Genomic DNA, 16960 nt, shown 5'->3' with positions numbered 1-16960 from the left:
GGTTTACTTTTCCCGGTCAAGTTGCGTATAATATCACTAATTACTTTTTTTATGAGTAGGTATTAAAAAAGTTAAATTTTCTGTTTTGTTAAACAATAATAAGGAGGTTTTCAAGTGGAAGCAAAGTTACAAGTAGGTGTGTTAGGATTTGGAACGGTAGGTAGCGGTGTTATTCATATTTTAGAAGAGCATCAAGAAAAAATTAGTCAAGTAACTGGCTATCATATTTCTGTAAAGAAAGTGCTAGTTCGTGACTTAGAAAAAAATCGCCGTTATGAAACAAAAGGTTTTGAACTAACCACCAATCCGTCTGATGTACTGGATGATCCAGAAATTGCTGTTGTTGTCGAGGTTATGGGCAGCATCACAACTGCGCGGGAATACATTTTGCAGGCCTTGAAAGCTGGAAAGCATGTAGTAACTGCGAATAAGGATTTGATTGCGCTACACGGCGACGAATTAGTGGCAGTTGCACAAGCTAATAACTGTGATTTGTTTTATGAAGCAAGTGTTGCCGGGGGAATTCCAATTTTACGAACAATCGTAAACAGCCTTGCAGCAGATAAAATTCAAAAAGTAATGGGAATCGTCAACGGGACGACCAATTTTATGCTAACAAAAATGACGACAGAGAAAAAGTCATATGAAGATGTTTTAGCAGAAGCACAAGCGCTGGGTTTTGCCGAATCTGATCCAACAAATGATGTAGACGGAATCGATGCCGCAAGGAAAATGGTTATTATGACAAGACTCGCATTTGGTATGAATGTGAATTTAGATAATGTAGAAACAAATGGTATTCGCGGGATTTCTCCTGAAGATATCGATGTAGCTTACCAATTAGGTTATAAAATTAAACTAGTAGGTACGGCGGAAGAAACAAACGGCACAGTTAATGTCAACGTAGGGCCGGTTTTATTACCAAAAGCTCATCCGCTTGCAGGTGTTAACTATGAAAATAATGCCGTATTTGTAACTGGTGCAGCAGTCGGAGAAACAATGTTTTACGGACCTGGTGCTGGCGAATTACCAACTGCGACAAGTGTGGTTAGTGATTTAATTACTGTTGCTAAAAACAGCCGTCTTGGTACTAATGGGAATGCTTTTAACAGCTACAAACACGAAACGAAGCATACACCGAAAGAACAAGTTTTCTCAAAATACTATCTTCGTCTAACAATGGACGATAAAACAGGAACCTTCCTTAAGTTGACGCAAATTTTTGCGGAAGCCGGCGTTGGTTTTGATAAAATTTTGCAACAACCGTATGATGATTTTACGGCGACCGTTGTTATCGTGACACATTCAACTAGTCAAGCACAATTAGAACAAGCAATCGCTAGGGTCAAAGATGAGCCAGAAATGCAAATGCTCGCAAAATATTCCGTTGTGGAGGGTTAAATATGTATAAAGGTTTACTAGAAAAATATAAAGAATATCTACCAGTAACTGATAAAACGCCAATGATTTCACTTGCGGAAGGAAATACACCACTTATCCCATTACCGAATTTGTCCAAAGAACTTGGTGTTACTTTATACGGAAAATATGAAGGCTTAAATCCAACCGGTTCTTTTAAAGACCGTGGAATGGTTATGGCTGTCGCTAAAGCGAAAGAAGAAGGTGCCGAAGCGGTTATTTGTGCATCCACTGGGAATACTTCTGCTGCGGCTGCGGCATACGCAACACGTGCGGGATTAAAAGCGTACATTGTTATTCCAGAAGGTAAAGTTGCCTTAGGAAAATTAGCGCAAGCAGTTATGTACGGAGCAGATATTATCTCGATTCAAGGTAATTTTGACGAAGCATTAAAATCGGTTCGTGAATTGGCTGAAACAGAAGCAGTAACGCTTGTAAACTCGGTAAATCCTTATCGTTTAGAAGGTCAAAAAACAGCTGCATTCGAAATTTGTGAGCAATTAGGTTCTGCTCCAGATGTCCTTGCTATTCCAGTCGGTAATGCCGGAAATATTTCTGCATACTGGAAAGGATTTAAAGAGTGGAATGAGGCTAAGGCTTCTGGACTTCCACGGATGCATGGTTTTGAAGCGGAAGGTGCGGCTGCGATTGTTCAAGGTAAACCGATTGATAATCCGGAAACAATTGCAACAGCGATTCGTATCGGAAATCCAGCTAGTTGGGGGCTTGCAGAAGCAGCTCGCGATGAATCTGGCGGATATATCCATTCTGTAACAGATGATGAAATTGTTAATGCCTATAAAAAAATTGCAGCGCAAGATGGTGTCTTCATCGAGCCAGGTTCAGCTGCTTCATTAGCTGGTGTAATCCAACATGTAGCAAATGGAACAATTAAAAAAGGCGAAACAGTTGTTTGTGTCTTTACTGGAAATGGGTTAAAAGATCCGGATACTGCGATGAGTGTGCATGAAATTCCAATTTCTCATGTGGATGATATCGAAGCAATGCGCACACATTTACGTTCAGGAGTGAAAGCTTAATGCGTATTCGTGTCCCAGCAACGACAGCCAATCTTGGCCCTGGCTTTGATTCGTGTGGTTTAGCGTTAACGTTATATTTAACGCTTGATATTGGAGCGGAAGCAGACTCTTGGTATATCGAACATAATATTGGCGGCGGGATTCCGCATGATGAAACCAATGTAATTATCGAAACGGCCTTAAATCTGGCGCCTAATTTAACGCCGCATCATTTAGTGATGACCTGTGATATTCCACCCGCTCGTGGACTAGGCAGTAGTTCTGCGGCGGTTGTTGCGGGGATTGAATTAGCCAATACACTTGCTGAACTTAACCTTTCAAAAGAGGAAAAAGTCCGGATAGCTGCTGAAATAGAAGGGCATCCCGATAATGTCGCGCCAGCGGTTCTAGGAAACTGGGTCGTAGGGGCGAAATTAGATGGAGAAGATTTCTATGTACGCCACCTTTTTCCGGATTGTGCTTTAATTGCTTTTATTCCAAAGGCAGAACTTCTTACTTCGGAAAGTCGTGGTGTTTTGCCTGATACGCTTCCGTTCAAAGAAGCTGTCCAAGCTAGTAGTATCGCCAATGTAATGATTGCCGCGATTTTGCGCAATGATATGACATTAGCCGGAGAAATGATGGAACGTGATTTATGGCATGAAAAATATCGCAGTCAATTAGTGCCACATTTAACACAAATTCGCGATGTAGCCAAAAGCCAGGGAGCCTATGCTGCTTGTTTGAGCGGCGCTGGTCCAACTGTCCTAGTGTTCGCTCCTCGAAACCTCGCGAATAAACTGCAAACATCTTTACAAACACTAGAAATCGATGCGGACGTCCTTCTACTTGATGTCGAAGGAAGCGGCGCGGAAGTTTTTCGATGAAATCAAGCTATGCCCATATGCGGCGTAGCTTTTTTTAACTATATGTCCCAATTTGTGCCGCTCTATGATAAAATAGGAAAAGAGTTTATAAAGTTAAAGGGAGCGGTCTTAATGGCACAGTTATTTTTCCGTTATGGTTCCATGAATAGTGGGAAAACCATTGAAATTCTTAAAGTCGCACATAATTATGAAGAACAAAATAAAACAGTGGCTATCTTCACTTCAGGTATTGACGATAGAGACCAAGTTGGCTTCATTTCAAGTCGAATTGGACTGAAACGAGAAGCAACTCCTATTTTTAGTGACACAGATATTTTTGAAATCGTAGCGAATATTAAACCAAAACCGAATTGTGTTCTTTTAGATGAATCACAGTTTCTAGAAAAAGAACACGTATTTCAGTTAGCGAAAATTGTGGATGAATTAAATATCCCAGTAATTGCCTACGGACTAAAAAATGATTTTCGAAATGAGCTATTTGAAGGTTCGAAATACTTGCTGCTATATGCGGATAAACTAGAAGAAATGAAAACAATTTGCTGGTTTTGTGCTAAAAAGGCAACGATGGTTCTGCGCGTTGATGACAAAGGAAAACCAGTTTATACAGGTGAACAAATTATGATTGGCGGAAATGACCACTATTACCCTGTGTGTCGCAAATGTCATGCCAATCCACCAATAAAATAATTAAAAGAGGTGTTGAAATACAATGTATGATCGATTACAGGCGGTGGAAGACCGTTATGATGAACTAAATGAGTTATTAAGTGATCCAGATGTAGTATCGGATCCAAAACGACTACGCGACCTTTCCAAAGAACAATCTGGCATTACCGCGACAGTCGAAACGTACCGCGAATACAAAAATGTAAACGAACAAATTAACGAAACAAAGGAACTCTTAGGAGAAAAACTAGACGATGAAATGCGCGAAATGGCCAAAGAAGAATTCGCGGAACTTCAAAAAGAAAAGGCAGACTTAGAAGAACGACTAAAACTATTACTCGTGCCAAAAGATCCTAATGATGACAAAAACGTTATTTTAGAAATCCGCGGAGCAGCTGGTGGAGATGAAGCAGCTTTATTTGCCGGCGATTTATTCCGTATGTACAGTAAATATGCGGAATCACGTGGCTGGAAAGTAGAAATCATGGACGCGAACCCAACCGGTATTGGTGGTTACAAAGAAATTATTGCGATGATGAATGGAAATGATGCCTTTTCCCGAATGAAATATGAAAACGGGGCGCACCGTGTTCAACGTGTACCAGAAACAGAATCAGGTGGTCGAATCCATACATCAACAGCGACAGTAGCCATTTTGCCAGAAGCGGAAGAAGTGGAAATTGAACTGCACGATAAAGATATCCGCACTGATACATTTGCGTCTACTGGTGCCGGTGGACAAAGTGTCAATACGACGATGTCAGCTGTACGTCTAACGCATATTCCAACCGGGATTGTCGTATCGATGCAAGATGAACGTTCCCAGCTGAAAAATAAAGACAAAGCGATGAAAGTATTACGCGCACGTGTATATGATAAATTTGAACGTGAAGCTCGCGAAGAATATGATGCAAACCGCAAATCTGCTGTAGGAACGGGTGACCGCTCTGAACGGATCCGGACTTACAACTATCCGCAAAACCGCGTAACCGACCATCGTATCGGCTTAACTATTCAAAAGCTAGATCAAATTATGGAAGGTAAACTCGATGAAATCATTGATGCGCTTATCCTAGAAGATCAAACAAGTAAATTGGAGCATTTAAATGACGCAAATTAGTCAGTTGCTAAAAAATGCTGAAGCAATCCTTCTTGAAAAAGGGCTAGACCAAAATGCAGCAGAAATTTTACTAGAAACCAGAATGGGACTTTCGCGTTCTGAGCTTTGGATGGAAATTAATCGCGAACTTGAACCGAATCATGAAAAGCAATTCGAGGAAGATTTTGCTAGATACTTAGCTGGCGAGCCAGTGCAGTATATTTTAAAAACAGCACCTTTTTATGGCTATGATTTTTTAGTGACAGAAGATGTTCTTATTCCGCGGCCTGAAACAGAAGAGTTAGTCGCTTGTGCGGAGGATTTTTTGAAAAAACATTCAGTTAAAAACGTGCTAGATGTTTGTACTGGAAGCGGGATTATCGCGATTGCGCTCAAAAAAGCATTTCCTGAGATTTCGATGACGGCTTCTGATATTTCGGCTCCAGCACTTGCCGTGGCCAAAAAGAATGCATTGTTATTAAATGCGGATGTGCGTTTTGTCGAAACAGATTTACTTGAAGCATTTAAACAAAACGAAGAACGATTCGATATGATTGTCGCCAATCCGCCCTATATTTCTGAAGCAGAAAAAGCAGAAATGTCGGATTATGTGCTAAAAAACGAACCTTCATTAGCATTATTTGCTGAAAATGATGGACTCGCTATTTATGAACGATTTGTGGATAACTTAAAATATGTCCTAAATTCCTCTTTTTGGGTAGGGGTGGAGATAGGTTATACACAAGGCGAGCGTGTAAAACAATTATTCGAAAAAAGTTATCCACATTCTACAATTATTATCCACAAAGATATCAATTCAAAAGATCGCTACGTAACATGCTCTAATATATTGGTATAAAGGCGTTTCTATAAAAGAAGCGTCTTTTTCTTTGGAAAGTTATCCACAAAACTGTGGATAAAATGTTGTGCAAAAAATTTTTTTAATCAAATCTTAATAAAGAAAATGGCTTTTTTACTTAGCTTTACGAATTATCCACATTTCACAAGAAGTTATCCCCATTGACAAAGTTATTATCCACAGTTTGGGGATAACTTTTGTTCAAAAATAGCGATTTTCAGGTTTTAAAAAACAATACTGTAAAAATAAGGCGGAAAACGTTAAAATATAATAGAAGTTATGTAAAGGGGACCGGAATTCATGCAAACCATTCATTGGAAAATAACCAAACAACAATCAAATCAAGCTATCTATCAAGAAGCAGCAGAATTACTACAAAATGGCGAATGCGTGGCTTTTCCAACCGAAACAGTCTACGGTCTTGGAGCAGATGCAACTAACCAAGCCGCTATTCAAAAAATATATGCAGCAAAAGGTCGCCCGTCAGATAACCCATTAATTGTCCACATCGCCCGCCTTGATCAAATGAATTCATTTGTGGCAAGTTATCCACCGAAAGCCATCCAACTCATGGAAAAATTTTGGCCAGGACCACTAACGGTTATCCTTCCTTTGAAAAAAGATAGTTTGGCTGCGAACGTTTCTGCAGGCTTATCCACAGTTGGTGTCCGCATGCCGGAACATCCTGTAAGTCTAGCGTTAATAAACGCAGCGAACGTTCCTGTTGCGGCTCCGAGTGCGAATCGTTCTGGAAAACCCAGCCCAACAACAGCGGACCATGTTATAGAAGATTTAGATGGGAAAATTGCTGGAATTATCGATGGTGGCGCAACTGGTGTTGGTTTAGAGTCTACCGTTATTGATTGTTCCTTAGAAATGCCAATTATTCTGCGGCCAGGCGGTATTACAAAAGAACAAATCGAGCAAGTAATTGGCCCTGTGGATATATCGACAAACAATACGAAAGAAACGGAAAAACCAAAAGCCCCGGGGATGAAATACACGCACTATGCTCCGAAAGCCCCGGTTTATCTTATAGAAGGATCTACTCCATTTTGGCAAAAGGAAATAAATAAAGTAGAAGCTGCGAATAAGAAACTTGGCATTTTGGCGACGAAAGAACTGATAGATCAGCTGACCACAAGTGCGGCGGTTGAAACAACGGGGAGTATAAAAGCATTGGACGAAATTGCAACGAGCCTTTACAAAGGTTTGCGGGCTTTTGATCACGCGGATGTAGATATTATTTTTGCAGAAGTGTATCCAGAAACGGAGCTGGGAGCCGCAATTATGAACCGATTAGAAAAAGCTGCTGGCAATAGGAGGATTACTGAATGAATGTCTTATTTGTTTGTACAGGAAATACGTGTCGAAGTCCTTTAGCTGAAAAAATCTTGCAGGATTTGCGCCCAGATCTAGATGTTCGTTCAGCTGGGACACGTGCTTTGGACGGGGACGCTATCTCTGGAAATTCACGTCAAATTCTCGCGCAGATGAATTTGCCAACAACGCACCAAGCTAAAAAAGTTACAGAAGCAGATATAGATTGGGCTGACCAAATCTACGTAATGACTCAAAAACATCAAGTGGAACTAAAAAGCCTTTTTCCAAAAGCGAGCGATAAAATTCAACTAATTTCCGAAGATAAAACAGATATTCCAGATCCTTACGGTGGATCAATCGAGCAATACGAAATTACCTATTACGAACTAAAAAGTGCAATTTCCGAACGTTTTTTATAAGTGAAGCGCTTCACTATCGGAAATTGCGTTTTTTTATTCCAAAATGCTTGCTTTTCTACCCGATTTAAGTAATTATTAAAGATAATACATAACAGTTCACTTGAAAAATTTATCAGAAAAGGATGGGGTCCACAGATGGTCTATTTACAAAAGCAAGATAAGGAAGTTTTTGATGCAATTAAGTTAGAGCTTGGTAGACAACGCGCGAATATCGAATTAATCGCATCTGAGAATTTTGTTAGTGAGCAAGTAATGGAAGCAATGGGTTCTGTATTAACGAATAAATATGCAGAAGGTTATCCAGGGAAACGCTATTACGGCGGATGTGAATTCGTGGATATTGTGGAAGATTTAGCACGCGACCGCGCGAAAAAATTATTTGGCGCTGAATATGCGAATGTCCAACCACACTCAGGTGCTCAAGCGAATATGGCAGTTTATCATACAGTGCTTGAACCAGGCGATACCGTTCTTGGTATGAACCTTTCACATGGTGGGCATTTAACACATGGTAGCCCAGTAAATTTCAGCGGTGTTTTATACAATTTTGTTGAATACGGCGTTCGTGAAGATACGAAAGAAATTGATTACGATATCGTTCGTGAAGCTGCTTTAAAACATAAGCCAAAAATGATTGTGGCGGGCGCAAGTGCTTATCCACGTAAAATCGATTTTGCTAAATTCCGCGAAATTGCTGATGAAGTTGGCGCATACTTAATGGTAGATATGGCGCATATTGCTGGTCTTGTTGCTGCTGGCTTGCATCAAAATCCAGTTCCTTATGCTGATTTTACAACGACAACTACCCATAAAACGCTTCGTGGACCTCGCGGCGGAATGATTTTAGCCAAAGCAGAATGGGAACAAAAATTAAATAAATCGATTTTCCCAGGAATCCAAGGTGGACCGTTAATGCACGTAATCGCAGCGAAAGCAGTGGCGTTTGGTGAAGCGTTACAACCTGAATTCACGGCGTACTGTGAACAAATTATTCGTAACTCTAAAAAATTAGCAGAAACACTTCAAGCGAATGATGTTGCTGTTTTAACAGGTGGTTCGGATAATCATTTACTATTAATCGATTTAAAACCACTAGGCTTAACAGGGAAAGCAGCGGAGAAAGTATTAGATGAAGTTGGTATTACCGTGAATAAAAATACCATTCCATTCGAAACGGAAAGCCCATTTGTCACAAGTGGTATCCGTGTAGGTGTTGCTGCAGTGACCACTCGTGGATTTGATGAAGTTGCGATTGAAAAAGTTGGTGTACTTATTTCAGAAGTACTGCATAATTTAGAAAATGAAGAAGTTCTCGCAGATGTAAAAGCACGCGTGGCTACTTTAACAAATGAATATCCGCTTTATCCAAGTTTATAAAATAAGCGATCCGGTTTTTTCTATAAAATAGAGAAAACCGGTTTTTTTCATGTATAGCAAATTAATCCTTGCACTTGTGTCTTGTTCTGATACAATAAGAGAAGGAAATTTTCAATATCAAAGGAGCGAACTAATCGATGGCAAATGTACACGTAATTAATCACCCACTAGTACAACACAAATTAACAATCATTCGAGATAAAAATACGGGAACAAAAGCATTCCGCGAACTTGTAGATGAAGTCGCTACATTAATGGCGTACGAAATTACACGTGATATGGAACTCGAAGACATCCAAGTAGAAACACCACTACAAACAACAACTGCTAAAACACTTACTGGTAAAAAATTAGGGATTGTTCCTATTTTAAGAGCTGGTCTTGGTATGCAAGATGGTATTTTAAAACTTATTCCTGCAGCAAAAGTAGGGCATGTAGGTCTTTATCGTGACCATGATACACTAGAACCAGTAGAATATTTTGTAAAACTACCTTCTGATGTGGAAGAACGTCTTTTCATCGTTGTAGACCCAATGCTTGCAACTGGCGGCTCCGCAATTATGGCTATCGATTGCTTGAAAAAACGCGGCGCTCGCAACATGAAATTCATGTGTCTAGTAGCAGCTCCTGAAGGCGTTAAAGCTCTTCAAGACGCACATCCAGACGTAGAAATCTACGTAGCAGGTTTAGACGAGAAGTTAGACGAAAATGGTTATATCCGTCCAGGCTTAGGAGATGCTGGCGATAGATTATTCGGAACTAAATAATTAACAATCTCCTCGGTAATAGTGAGATAAGGAATTATAAACAGTACTGCTTTTTAACAGGCTGGGAAATTTTTTGTCGAGCTATTTCTGAGGAGTTTTTTTATAAGGAGGCCCGAAATTGGCTAAAATCAAAGTAATGAGTATCTTTGGGACAAGACCAGAGGCAATAAAAATGGCACCACTCGTTTTGGCACTAGAAAAAGAACCAGAAACATTTGAGTCAACAGTAGTGATTACAGCTCAACACCGTGAAATGCTAGATCAAGTCTTAGAGATTTTTGATATTAAACCAGATATTGACTTAGATATTATGAAAAAAGGCCAAACCTTAGCCGATATAACTTCGCGTGTAATGAATGGAATTAATGAAGTTATTGCTGCCGAAAATCCTGATATCGTTCTAGTTCACGGAGATACAACAACAAGTTTTGCGGCAGGACTAGCTACCTTTTATCAACAAAAAATGCTCGGGCATGTTGAAGCTGGACTTAGAACGTGGAATAAATATTCGCCGTTTCCAGAAGAGATGAATCGTCAGCTAACAGGTGTTATGGCGGATATGCACTTTTCCCCAACTAAACAAGCGAAAGAAAACTTGCTTGCGGAAGGAAAAGATCCGGCTACTATTTTTGTGACTGGGAATACAGCTATTGATGCCCTTAAGACAACTGTGCAAAAAGATTACCACCATCCAATTTTGGAAAATCTTGGCGACCATCGTTTAATACTTATGACGGCTCACCGCAGAGAAAATTTAGGCGAACCGATGCAAGGGATGTTTGAAGCGGTTCGAGAAATCGTGGAAAGTCGTGAGGACGTTGAACTTGTGTACCCGATGCATTTGAATCCAGCTGTTAGGGAAAAAGCAATGAGCATTTTAGGCGGACACGAACGTATTCATTTAATCGAACCATTAGATGCGATTGATTTTCATAATTTCTTGCGCAAATCTTATCTTGTGTTTACTGATTCAGGCGGCGTTCAAGAAGAAGCTCCAGGCATGGGCGTGCCAGTTTTAGTTTTACGTGATACGACAGAGCGCCCAGAAGGAATCGAAGCAGGGACGTTAAAATTAATCGGAACAAATAAAGAAAATCTAATTAAAGAGGCATTGGATTTACTTGATAATAAAGAAAATCATGACAAAATGGCGCGCGCAGCTAACCCATACGGTGATGGATTTGCAGCTAATCGAATTTTAGCAGCAATCAAAAGTCAGTTTGAAAAAACGGGACGACCAGAAGATTTTGTCGTGTAAAACATAGCGGAAAACTAGGCGTTAAAAGTCTAGTTTTCTTCTTTTTTTATAATGAAAGCGCCTTATTGTTACAGATATGTTACACGCTCGATTTTCACTAGTTCTTTTATGTTACATGTGATAAGATGGTCAATGTTATTAATATAAGAGCCCAAAAAATAGCTTGTTTTAGCATAGGGATAGAAGACTGCGCTCAGTATTCACTACAATCCCGCCGACGCTAGGTTTGCGTTGACTGAATTGGAATTTATACGGGCACTCTATATCAAAATGCAGCTCATGATAAGTGAGTCCGGCTGTTTTTTCCGTTCTTTTTCTTGGGAAAAGAACTTTCGGTCGCGAAATTTGCGAATAATCGTATCGAATTCTTTTACCAATAGTGGTAGAAGTTTTTTTATTTGTGCGAAAGAAAGTGGTTTTGGCCTTTTTTGTGAAATAACACACGAACGGTCAACTAGTTTTTCCAATGATTACGGAGGTGTTGGTTGCTGTTAAATGGACAAAAATAATTCTGGCGAGGCAATCTAGGAAACAGATAGATTTTGAAATCAAAAAAATCTCAGAAATAATAGGCTATTCTTTTATGGATGGGTCCGATTGTGGTACTATTAGTAGTAGATGTACACACAATTTGTGAAAGTGTATTGACTTTTCTCTTTTGGCTGTTGTATGCTAAGAACTGACACGCTGATAAGGCTTTCATGTGTGTTTGGGATTGGGATGAATTGGGGGAAATGTGCTTGTTTTCACAAACCAAACTTACTCCCTGAGATTTCAAAATGGTCATCTGGAAAGAAAAATCTTTTGAAAAAGAAAGGATTGCGCCCCGAATGTTAGAATCGCTAATTGGCATGTATCATCGTCATCAAAAGTATATGGTTCTTTTTATTGCTGTTTGTCTTTGTGGATGGTTTTTAACCCCATATATACATATTTTCTTGGGACTTAAGTTGGGTTTAATCGTCGGCTGGTTTAACTACTGGCTATTAATGAGGCGTACACAATCAATGACTAGAGCTTTGGCTGAAAATCGTTCTTTTTATGGTATGGGAATGCCATTTAGAATGGGGAGCGTGTTATTTGCTACTATTATAGCGACGCAACTGCCGGAATATTTTCATGTTTATAGCATGGTAATCGGACTTGGGCTTGCATATGCAATTATTTTTCTAGATTTTTTTGTGTATTCCATGTACCGCAGAAAAAAGTTTTTAAAAAGAGAGGGGTGAACCTAATTGGAAGAGGAATTTCCAACGATAAGCCTATTAGGAATCGACTTTAATCTATCTAACATTTTGATGATTACTGTGACTTGTGTCATCGTTCTTCTAATAGCCATTATCTGTACCAGAAATCTGCAACGCCGACCTACCGGAAAGCAGAACTTCATTGAATGGGTTATGGATTTTGTCAGAGGTATTATTAATAGTAATATGGATTGGAAAACCGGTGGGAGATTCCATGTGCTTGGTATTACACTACTAATGTTTATTTTCGTAGCTAATATGCTAGGACTGCCATTTCAAATCGCGATTAACGATGAAGTATGGTGGCGTTCACCTACAGCGGATCCAATTGTCACATTAACACTTGCGATAATGGTTCTTGGCTTAACGCATTACTATGGTATTAAAATGCGTGGTTTCAAGCACTATTTTGTTGGTACTTACTTTAGTCCAATGAAATTTTTATTCCCACTTAAATTAGTAGAAGAATTTGCTAATACTTTAACGCTTGGTTTACGTCTTTACGGTAATATTTTCGCCGGCGAAGTTTTGTTAACCATCATTGCAACACAACTTGCTCATATGAATATATTTGTAGGTGTGCTAGCAATAATTCCTGCGTTACTATGGCAAGGATTCTCGATTTTTATTGGGGCAATTCAAGCGTACATTTTCACTATGCTGACCATGGTTTACATGTCGCATAAGGTAAGTGACGAACATTAAACTAACTTTCAAATAAGTCATTTATAAAAGTAATAAAAAATAATATTTAGAAAAATTAGGAGGATAATTATATGTCTTTAGGTGTTATTGCAGCTGCTATCGCTGTTGGATTAGGTGCATTAGGTGCGGGTATTGGTAACGGTCTTATCGTATCAAAAACTGTCGAGGGTGTTGCGCGTCAACCAGAAGCGCGTTCTATGCTACAAACAATCATGTTCATTGGTATCGGTCTTGTTGAGGCCCTTCCTATCATCGCTGTTGTTATTGCGTTCATGGTTCTTAATAAATAATTTGAAGGAAGTTGAGGAAATCAAACCTCATCTCTTTCGTTTTGAACGAATAATTCAAGCGAATGTATAGAAAGGAGTGAAACTGGCGTGTTACAACCACATTTAGTAATTGGTTCCGCATTTACGTTTGGTGATGCATTCTTTACGCTTTTTGCTTTTTCGATTTTGCTAGTTTTAATCCGAATTTATGCTTGGAAACCTCTTATGGGAATTATGAAAGAGCGTGAAGAGCATATTGGTTCTGAAATTGATGCGGCGGAAGAAAGTCGCGCTCAAGCAGAACAACTACTTGCTGAACAAAAAAGTGTTTTACAACAAGCTCGTGTGGAATCTCAAACAATGATTGAGAACGCAAAACAGCTTGGTGAAAAAGAACGCGAAGAAATTGTCAAAACTGCTAGACGTGAATCAGAACGTATAAAAGAAGAAGCGAAATCCGATATTGCACGTGAAAAAGAAGATGCTATTTCTGCTCTTCGCGAACAAGTCGGTTCCTTATCTGTTCTTATTGCATCGAAAGTCATCGAAAAAAATCTGGACGAAAAAGAGCAATCTAACCTTATCCAAGATTATATCGAAAGGCTAGGGGATGACAAATGAGTAAAGATTTGGAAGTTGCAGGTCGCTATGCCAATGCGCTTTTTCAAGTAGCCCAAGATAAAGATTTAGTCGACGTTTTTTCAGAAGAACTAACTGAATTAAAAGCCGCATTAAATGCTAATAAAGATTTTGTGAAACTACTTGAAAATCCTACTTTCACGACCGAGCAAAAGAAAAATCTTGCCAGCGCTGTTTTTGAAAAAATCAATCCGACATTAAGAGATTTTATTTATCTTTTAATCGACCGTAGCAGAGAAGATTATCTTTCTGTTATTGCGGACGTTTACCAAAAACGCGTAAACGACTTGAATGGAGTTGCGGATGCAGATGTTTATTCTGTTGTTCCACTTTCCGAACAAGAACTTACGGCGCTCTCGAGAGTATTTGCTGCGAAAATGAACAAAACAAAATTAAACATTCAAAACCACATTGATAAATCCCTTCTTGGTGGAGTCAAAGTGGTTATTGGAACCCGTATATATGATGACAGTCTAAAAACGAAATTAAAGGACATGGAACGGCAAATTAAAGCCTAGTTTCCGTTTAACGAGGGGTGAAATCAATGAGCATTAAGGCTGAAGAGATCAGCTCAATCATAAAACAGCAGATTGAAAATTATCATTCTGAACTAAAAGTGAGTGATGTTGGTACGGTTACCTACATTGGTGACGGTATTGCGCGTGCTCATGGACTCGATAATGCAATGGCTGGTGAATTGTTAGAGTTCTCAAATGGTGTAATGGGTATGGCCCAAAACTTAGAAACAAATGATGTTGGTATCATTATTCTAGGTCCTTACACTGAAATCCGTGAAGGCGATGAAGTTCGTCGTACCGGTAAAATCATGGAAGTTCCTGTTGGCGAAGCGCTTATTGGGCGTGTAGTTAACTCATTAGGTCAACCAGTTGATGGTTTAGGCCCAATTGAAACAACTGGAACTCGTCCGATCGAGGCAGTAGCACCTGGTGTTATGCAACGTCAATCGGTAAACGAACCATTACAAACAGGTATTAAAGCGATTGATGCACTTGTTCCTATTGGTCGTGGTCAACGTGAGTTAATCATTGGTGACCGCCAAACTGGTAAAACATCTGTAGCAATTGATACTATTCTAAACCAAGCTGACCAAGACATGATTTGTATTTATGTCGCTATCGGTCAAAAAGAATCTACAGTACGTAATGCCGTAGAAACTTTACGTCATCACGGTGCGTTAGATTACACAATCGTCGTAACTGCTGCTGCATCACAACCGGCGCCACTTCTTTACTTGGCTCCTTATGCTGGTGTTGCAATGGCCGAAGAATTCATGTATAACGGCAAACACGTTTTAGTTGTATATGATGATTTATCCAAACAAGCAGCTGCTTACCGTGAGCTGTCCCTATTACTTCGTCGTCCTCCAGGTCGTGAAGCATACCCAGGGGATGTTTTCTACTTGCACTCCCGTTTACTTGAACGTGCTGCAAAATTAAATGATAGCCTAGGTGGCGGATCCATTACGGCTCTTCCATTCGTAGAAACACAAGCCGGAGATATCTCTGCTTATATTCCTACAAACGTTATCTCTATTACAGACGGACAAATTTTCTTGCAATCTGATTTATTCTTCTCCGGAGTACGTCCAGCGATCAATGCCGGTCTTTCTGTATCCCGTGTAGGTGGATCAGCGCAAATTAAAGCAATGAAAACTGTTGCCGGAACACTTCGTCTAGATCTCGCCGCTTACCGTGAGTTAGAATCCTTCTCACAGTTCGGTTCAGACTTAGATGCAGCTACTCGTGCGAAACTAGAACGTGGTAAACGTACAGTAGAAGTTCTAAAACAAGATTTGCACAAACCTTTGAAAGTTGAAAAACAAGTATTGATTCTTTATGCACTTGTTCATAAATATCTGGATGATGTACCAGTTCATGATGTACTGCGTTTTGAGTCCGAAATGAATACATGGTTTGATCATAATCACCCAGAGCTTTTGGAAGAAATTCGTACAACGAAAAAACTTCCTGACGAAGCGAAACTTGAAGCAGCATTAAAAGAATTTAAAAATACATTTGTTCCTTCTGAAGAAAAATAATTTAGACTCGGAATAAATTCAAAGGTGGTGAAAATCTTTGGCATCTTTAATCGATATTAAACAACGAATAACTTCTACACGTAAAACAAGTCAAATTACAAAAGCAATGCAAATGGTATCGGCAGCAAAACTAGGTCGTGCAGAATCAAACGCGCGTTCATATGAACCGTATGTTTCTAAAATCAAAGACGTAGTAACACATGTTGCTAGCACTGGTAACAGTAGCGACCACCCAATGCTTGTATCTAGACCTGTTCACCGTACTGGTTATATCGTACTTACTTCTGATACTGGACTTGCAGGTTCTTACAACAGTTCCGTAATCAAAGAAGTATTTCAAGAAATTAATAAAAAGCATACGTCAAGTGATGAATATGCAATAATCACTGTAGGTAGATCTGCTCGAGACTTCTTCAAAGCACGCCAAATGAACGTGGTTTTAGAAGTACAAGGTATTACAGATCACCCGATATTTGCGGAAATTAAAGATATTGCTAGTAACACAGTTCAAATGTTTGAAGATGGTGTTTATGACGAGGTTTTCATTTATTATAATCACCATATTAATTCTATTTCTAGCGAACTGAGAAAAGAGCAACTACTACCACTGACAGAATTTCACGAAAAAGGTAAGGAAACAGATGTAGATTTAACTACATACGAATTCGAGCCTTCCGAACAAGAAATTCTGGAAGTATTATTGCCGCAATATGTGGAAAGCCTAATTTTCGGAGCACTTCTGGATGCCAAAGCCGCTGAACATGCTGCTCGTATGACTGCCATGAGAAGCGCGACAGACAATGCATCCGATTTAATCAGTGACTTATCACTACAATATAACCGTGCTCGCCAAGCTGCGATCACGCAAGAAATTACCGAAATCGTCGGAGGAGCAGCCGCGCTCGAATAGAAGTCGGCGTTTCTTGTAACGTCCCTATAAATGGGAAG

General features: G+C 39.6%; 19 protein-coding genes. All 19 read left to right on the top strand.

Annotated elements, in window-relative coordinates; translation table 11 throughout:
- Positions 1-114 precede the first annotated feature (114 nt).
- Positions 115-1401 (top strand): homoserine dehydrogenase, encoded by a 1287-nt coding sequence (locus AB2Q86_RS13250; RefSeq protein ID WP_003726355.1) that lies wholly within the window; start codon positions 115-117, stop codon positions 1399-1401.
- Between the two features lie 2 nt (positions 1402-1403).
- Positions 1404-2459 carry a threonine synthase gene (gene thrC, locus AB2Q86_RS13245; RefSeq protein ID WP_003729257.1) on the top strand — a complete coding sequence of 352 codons (1056 nt, stop codon included), beginning with the start codon at positions 1404-1406 and terminating at the stop codon, positions 2457-2459.
- The gene (gene thrB / locus AB2Q86_RS13240) at positions 2459-3325 is read left to right on the top strand and encodes a homoserine kinase (RefSeq protein ID WP_003729256.1); all 867 of its coding nucleotides are present in this window, start codon (positions 2459-2461) and stop codon (positions 3323-3325) included. The genes thrC and thrB overlap by 1 nt, the downstream gene beginning before the upstream one ends.
- A gap of 111 nt (positions 3326-3436) precedes the next feature.
- Complete coding sequence (locus AB2Q86_RS13235; RefSeq protein ID WP_003729255.1) at positions 3437-4012, top strand: thymidine kinase; 576 nt, start codon at positions 3437-3439, stop codon at positions 4010-4012.
- A 22-nt stretch (positions 4013-4034) separates the two neighbouring features.
- Positions 4035-5111 (top strand): peptide chain release factor 1, encoded by a 1077-nt coding sequence (gene prfA / locus AB2Q86_RS13230; RefSeq protein ID WP_003726351.1) that lies wholly within the window; start codon positions 4035-4037, stop codon positions 5109-5111.
- On the top strand, positions 5098-5949 hold the full coding sequence (gene prmC / locus AB2Q86_RS13225) for a peptide chain release factor N(5)-glutamine methyltransferase (protein WP_012580740.1): 852 nt from the start codon (positions 5098-5100) through the stop codon (positions 5947-5949). Before prfA ends, prmC begins: the two co-directional genes overlap by 14 nt.
- 300 nt (positions 5950-6249) lie before the next feature.
- The gene (locus AB2Q86_RS13220; RefSeq protein ID WP_003729253.1) at positions 6250-7287 is read left to right on the top strand and encodes an L-threonylcarbamoyladenylate synthase; all 1038 of its coding nucleotides are present in this window, start codon (positions 6250-6252) and stop codon (positions 7285-7287) included.
- Positions 7284-7691, top strand: coding sequence for a low molecular weight protein arginine phosphatase (locus tag AB2Q86_RS13215; protein ID WP_012580741.1), 408 nt, complete (start codon positions 7284-7286; stop codon positions 7689-7691). Before AB2Q86_RS13220 ends, AB2Q86_RS13215 begins: the two co-directional genes overlap by 4 nt.
- Before the next feature lie 135 nt (positions 7692-7826).
- A complete protein-coding gene (glyA, locus tag AB2Q86_RS13210; protein WP_003726682.1) occupies positions 7827-9068 on the top strand; it encodes a serine hydroxymethyltransferase in 1242 nt (413 codons plus the stop codon).
- Between the two features lie 137 nt (positions 9069-9205).
- The gene (gene upp, locus AB2Q86_RS13205; RefSeq protein ID WP_003723470.1) at positions 9206-9835 is read left to right on the top strand and encodes a uracil phosphoribosyltransferase; all 630 of its coding nucleotides are present in this window, start codon (positions 9206-9208) and stop codon (positions 9833-9835) included.
- A 118-nt stretch (positions 9836-9953) separates the two neighbouring features.
- On the top strand, positions 9954-11093 hold the full coding sequence (gene wecB, locus AB2Q86_RS13200; protein WP_012580742.1) for a non-hydrolyzing UDP-N-acetylglucosamine 2-epimerase: 1140 nt from the start codon (positions 9954-9956) through the stop codon (positions 11091-11093).
- A gap of 466 nt (positions 11094-11559) precedes the next feature.
- On the top strand, positions 11560-11730 hold the full coding sequence (locus AB2Q86_RS13195; RefSeq protein ID WP_072217132.1) for a hypothetical protein: 171 nt from the start codon (positions 11560-11562) through the stop codon (positions 11728-11730).
- Positions 11731-11923: 193 nt separating this feature from the next.
- On the top strand, positions 11924-12322 hold the full coding sequence (locus AB2Q86_RS13190; protein ID WP_003729250.1) for an ATP synthase subunit I: 399 nt from the start codon (positions 11924-11926) through the stop codon (positions 12320-12322).
- Positions 12323-12328: 6 nt separating this feature from the next.
- Entirely contained in the window at positions 12329-13045 is a 717-nt protein-coding gene (gene atpB / locus AB2Q86_RS13185) for a F0F1 ATP synthase subunit A (protein ID WP_003723468.1), read from the top strand.
- 71 nt (positions 13046-13116) lie between these two features.
- Positions 13117-13335: a F0F1 ATP synthase subunit C gene (atpE, locus tag AB2Q86_RS13180; protein ID WP_003723467.1), complete on the top strand. Its 219-nt coding sequence runs from the start codon at positions 13117-13119 to the stop codon at positions 13333-13335.
- A gap of 87 nt (positions 13336-13422) precedes the next feature.
- On the top strand, positions 13423-13935 hold the full coding sequence (atpF, locus tag AB2Q86_RS13175) for a F0F1 ATP synthase subunit B (protein ID WP_003723466.1): 513 nt from the start codon (positions 13423-13425) through the stop codon (positions 13933-13935).
- Positions 13932-14471 (top strand): F0F1 ATP synthase subunit delta, encoded by a 540-nt coding sequence (locus AB2Q86_RS13170; RefSeq protein ID WP_003723465.1) that lies wholly within the window; start codon positions 13932-13934, stop codon positions 14469-14471. The genes atpF and AB2Q86_RS13170 overlap by 4 nt, the downstream gene beginning before the upstream one ends.
- 26 nt (positions 14472-14497) lie before the next feature.
- Positions 14498-16012, top strand: a complete 1515-nt coding sequence (atpA, locus tag AB2Q86_RS13165) for a F0F1 ATP synthase subunit alpha (protein ID WP_003723464.1) — start codon at positions 14498-14500, stop codon at positions 16010-16012.
- A gap of 37 nt (positions 16013-16049) precedes the next feature.
- Positions 16050-16922: a F0F1 ATP synthase subunit gamma gene (locus tag AB2Q86_RS13160; protein WP_003723463.1), complete on the top strand. Its 873-nt coding sequence runs from the start codon at positions 16050-16052 to the stop codon at positions 16920-16922.
- Positions 16923-16960 lie beyond the last annotated feature (38 nt).

The sequence above is a fragment of the Listeria monocytogenes genome, from assembly GCF_041765605.1.
Taxonomy (GTDB): Bacteria; Bacillota; Bacilli; order Lactobacillales; family Listeriaceae; genus Listeria; species Listeria monocytogenes_D.
The sequence above is the reverse complement of the archived record's forward strand: the minus strand, read 5'-3'. Positions and strand labels throughout refer to the sequence as shown.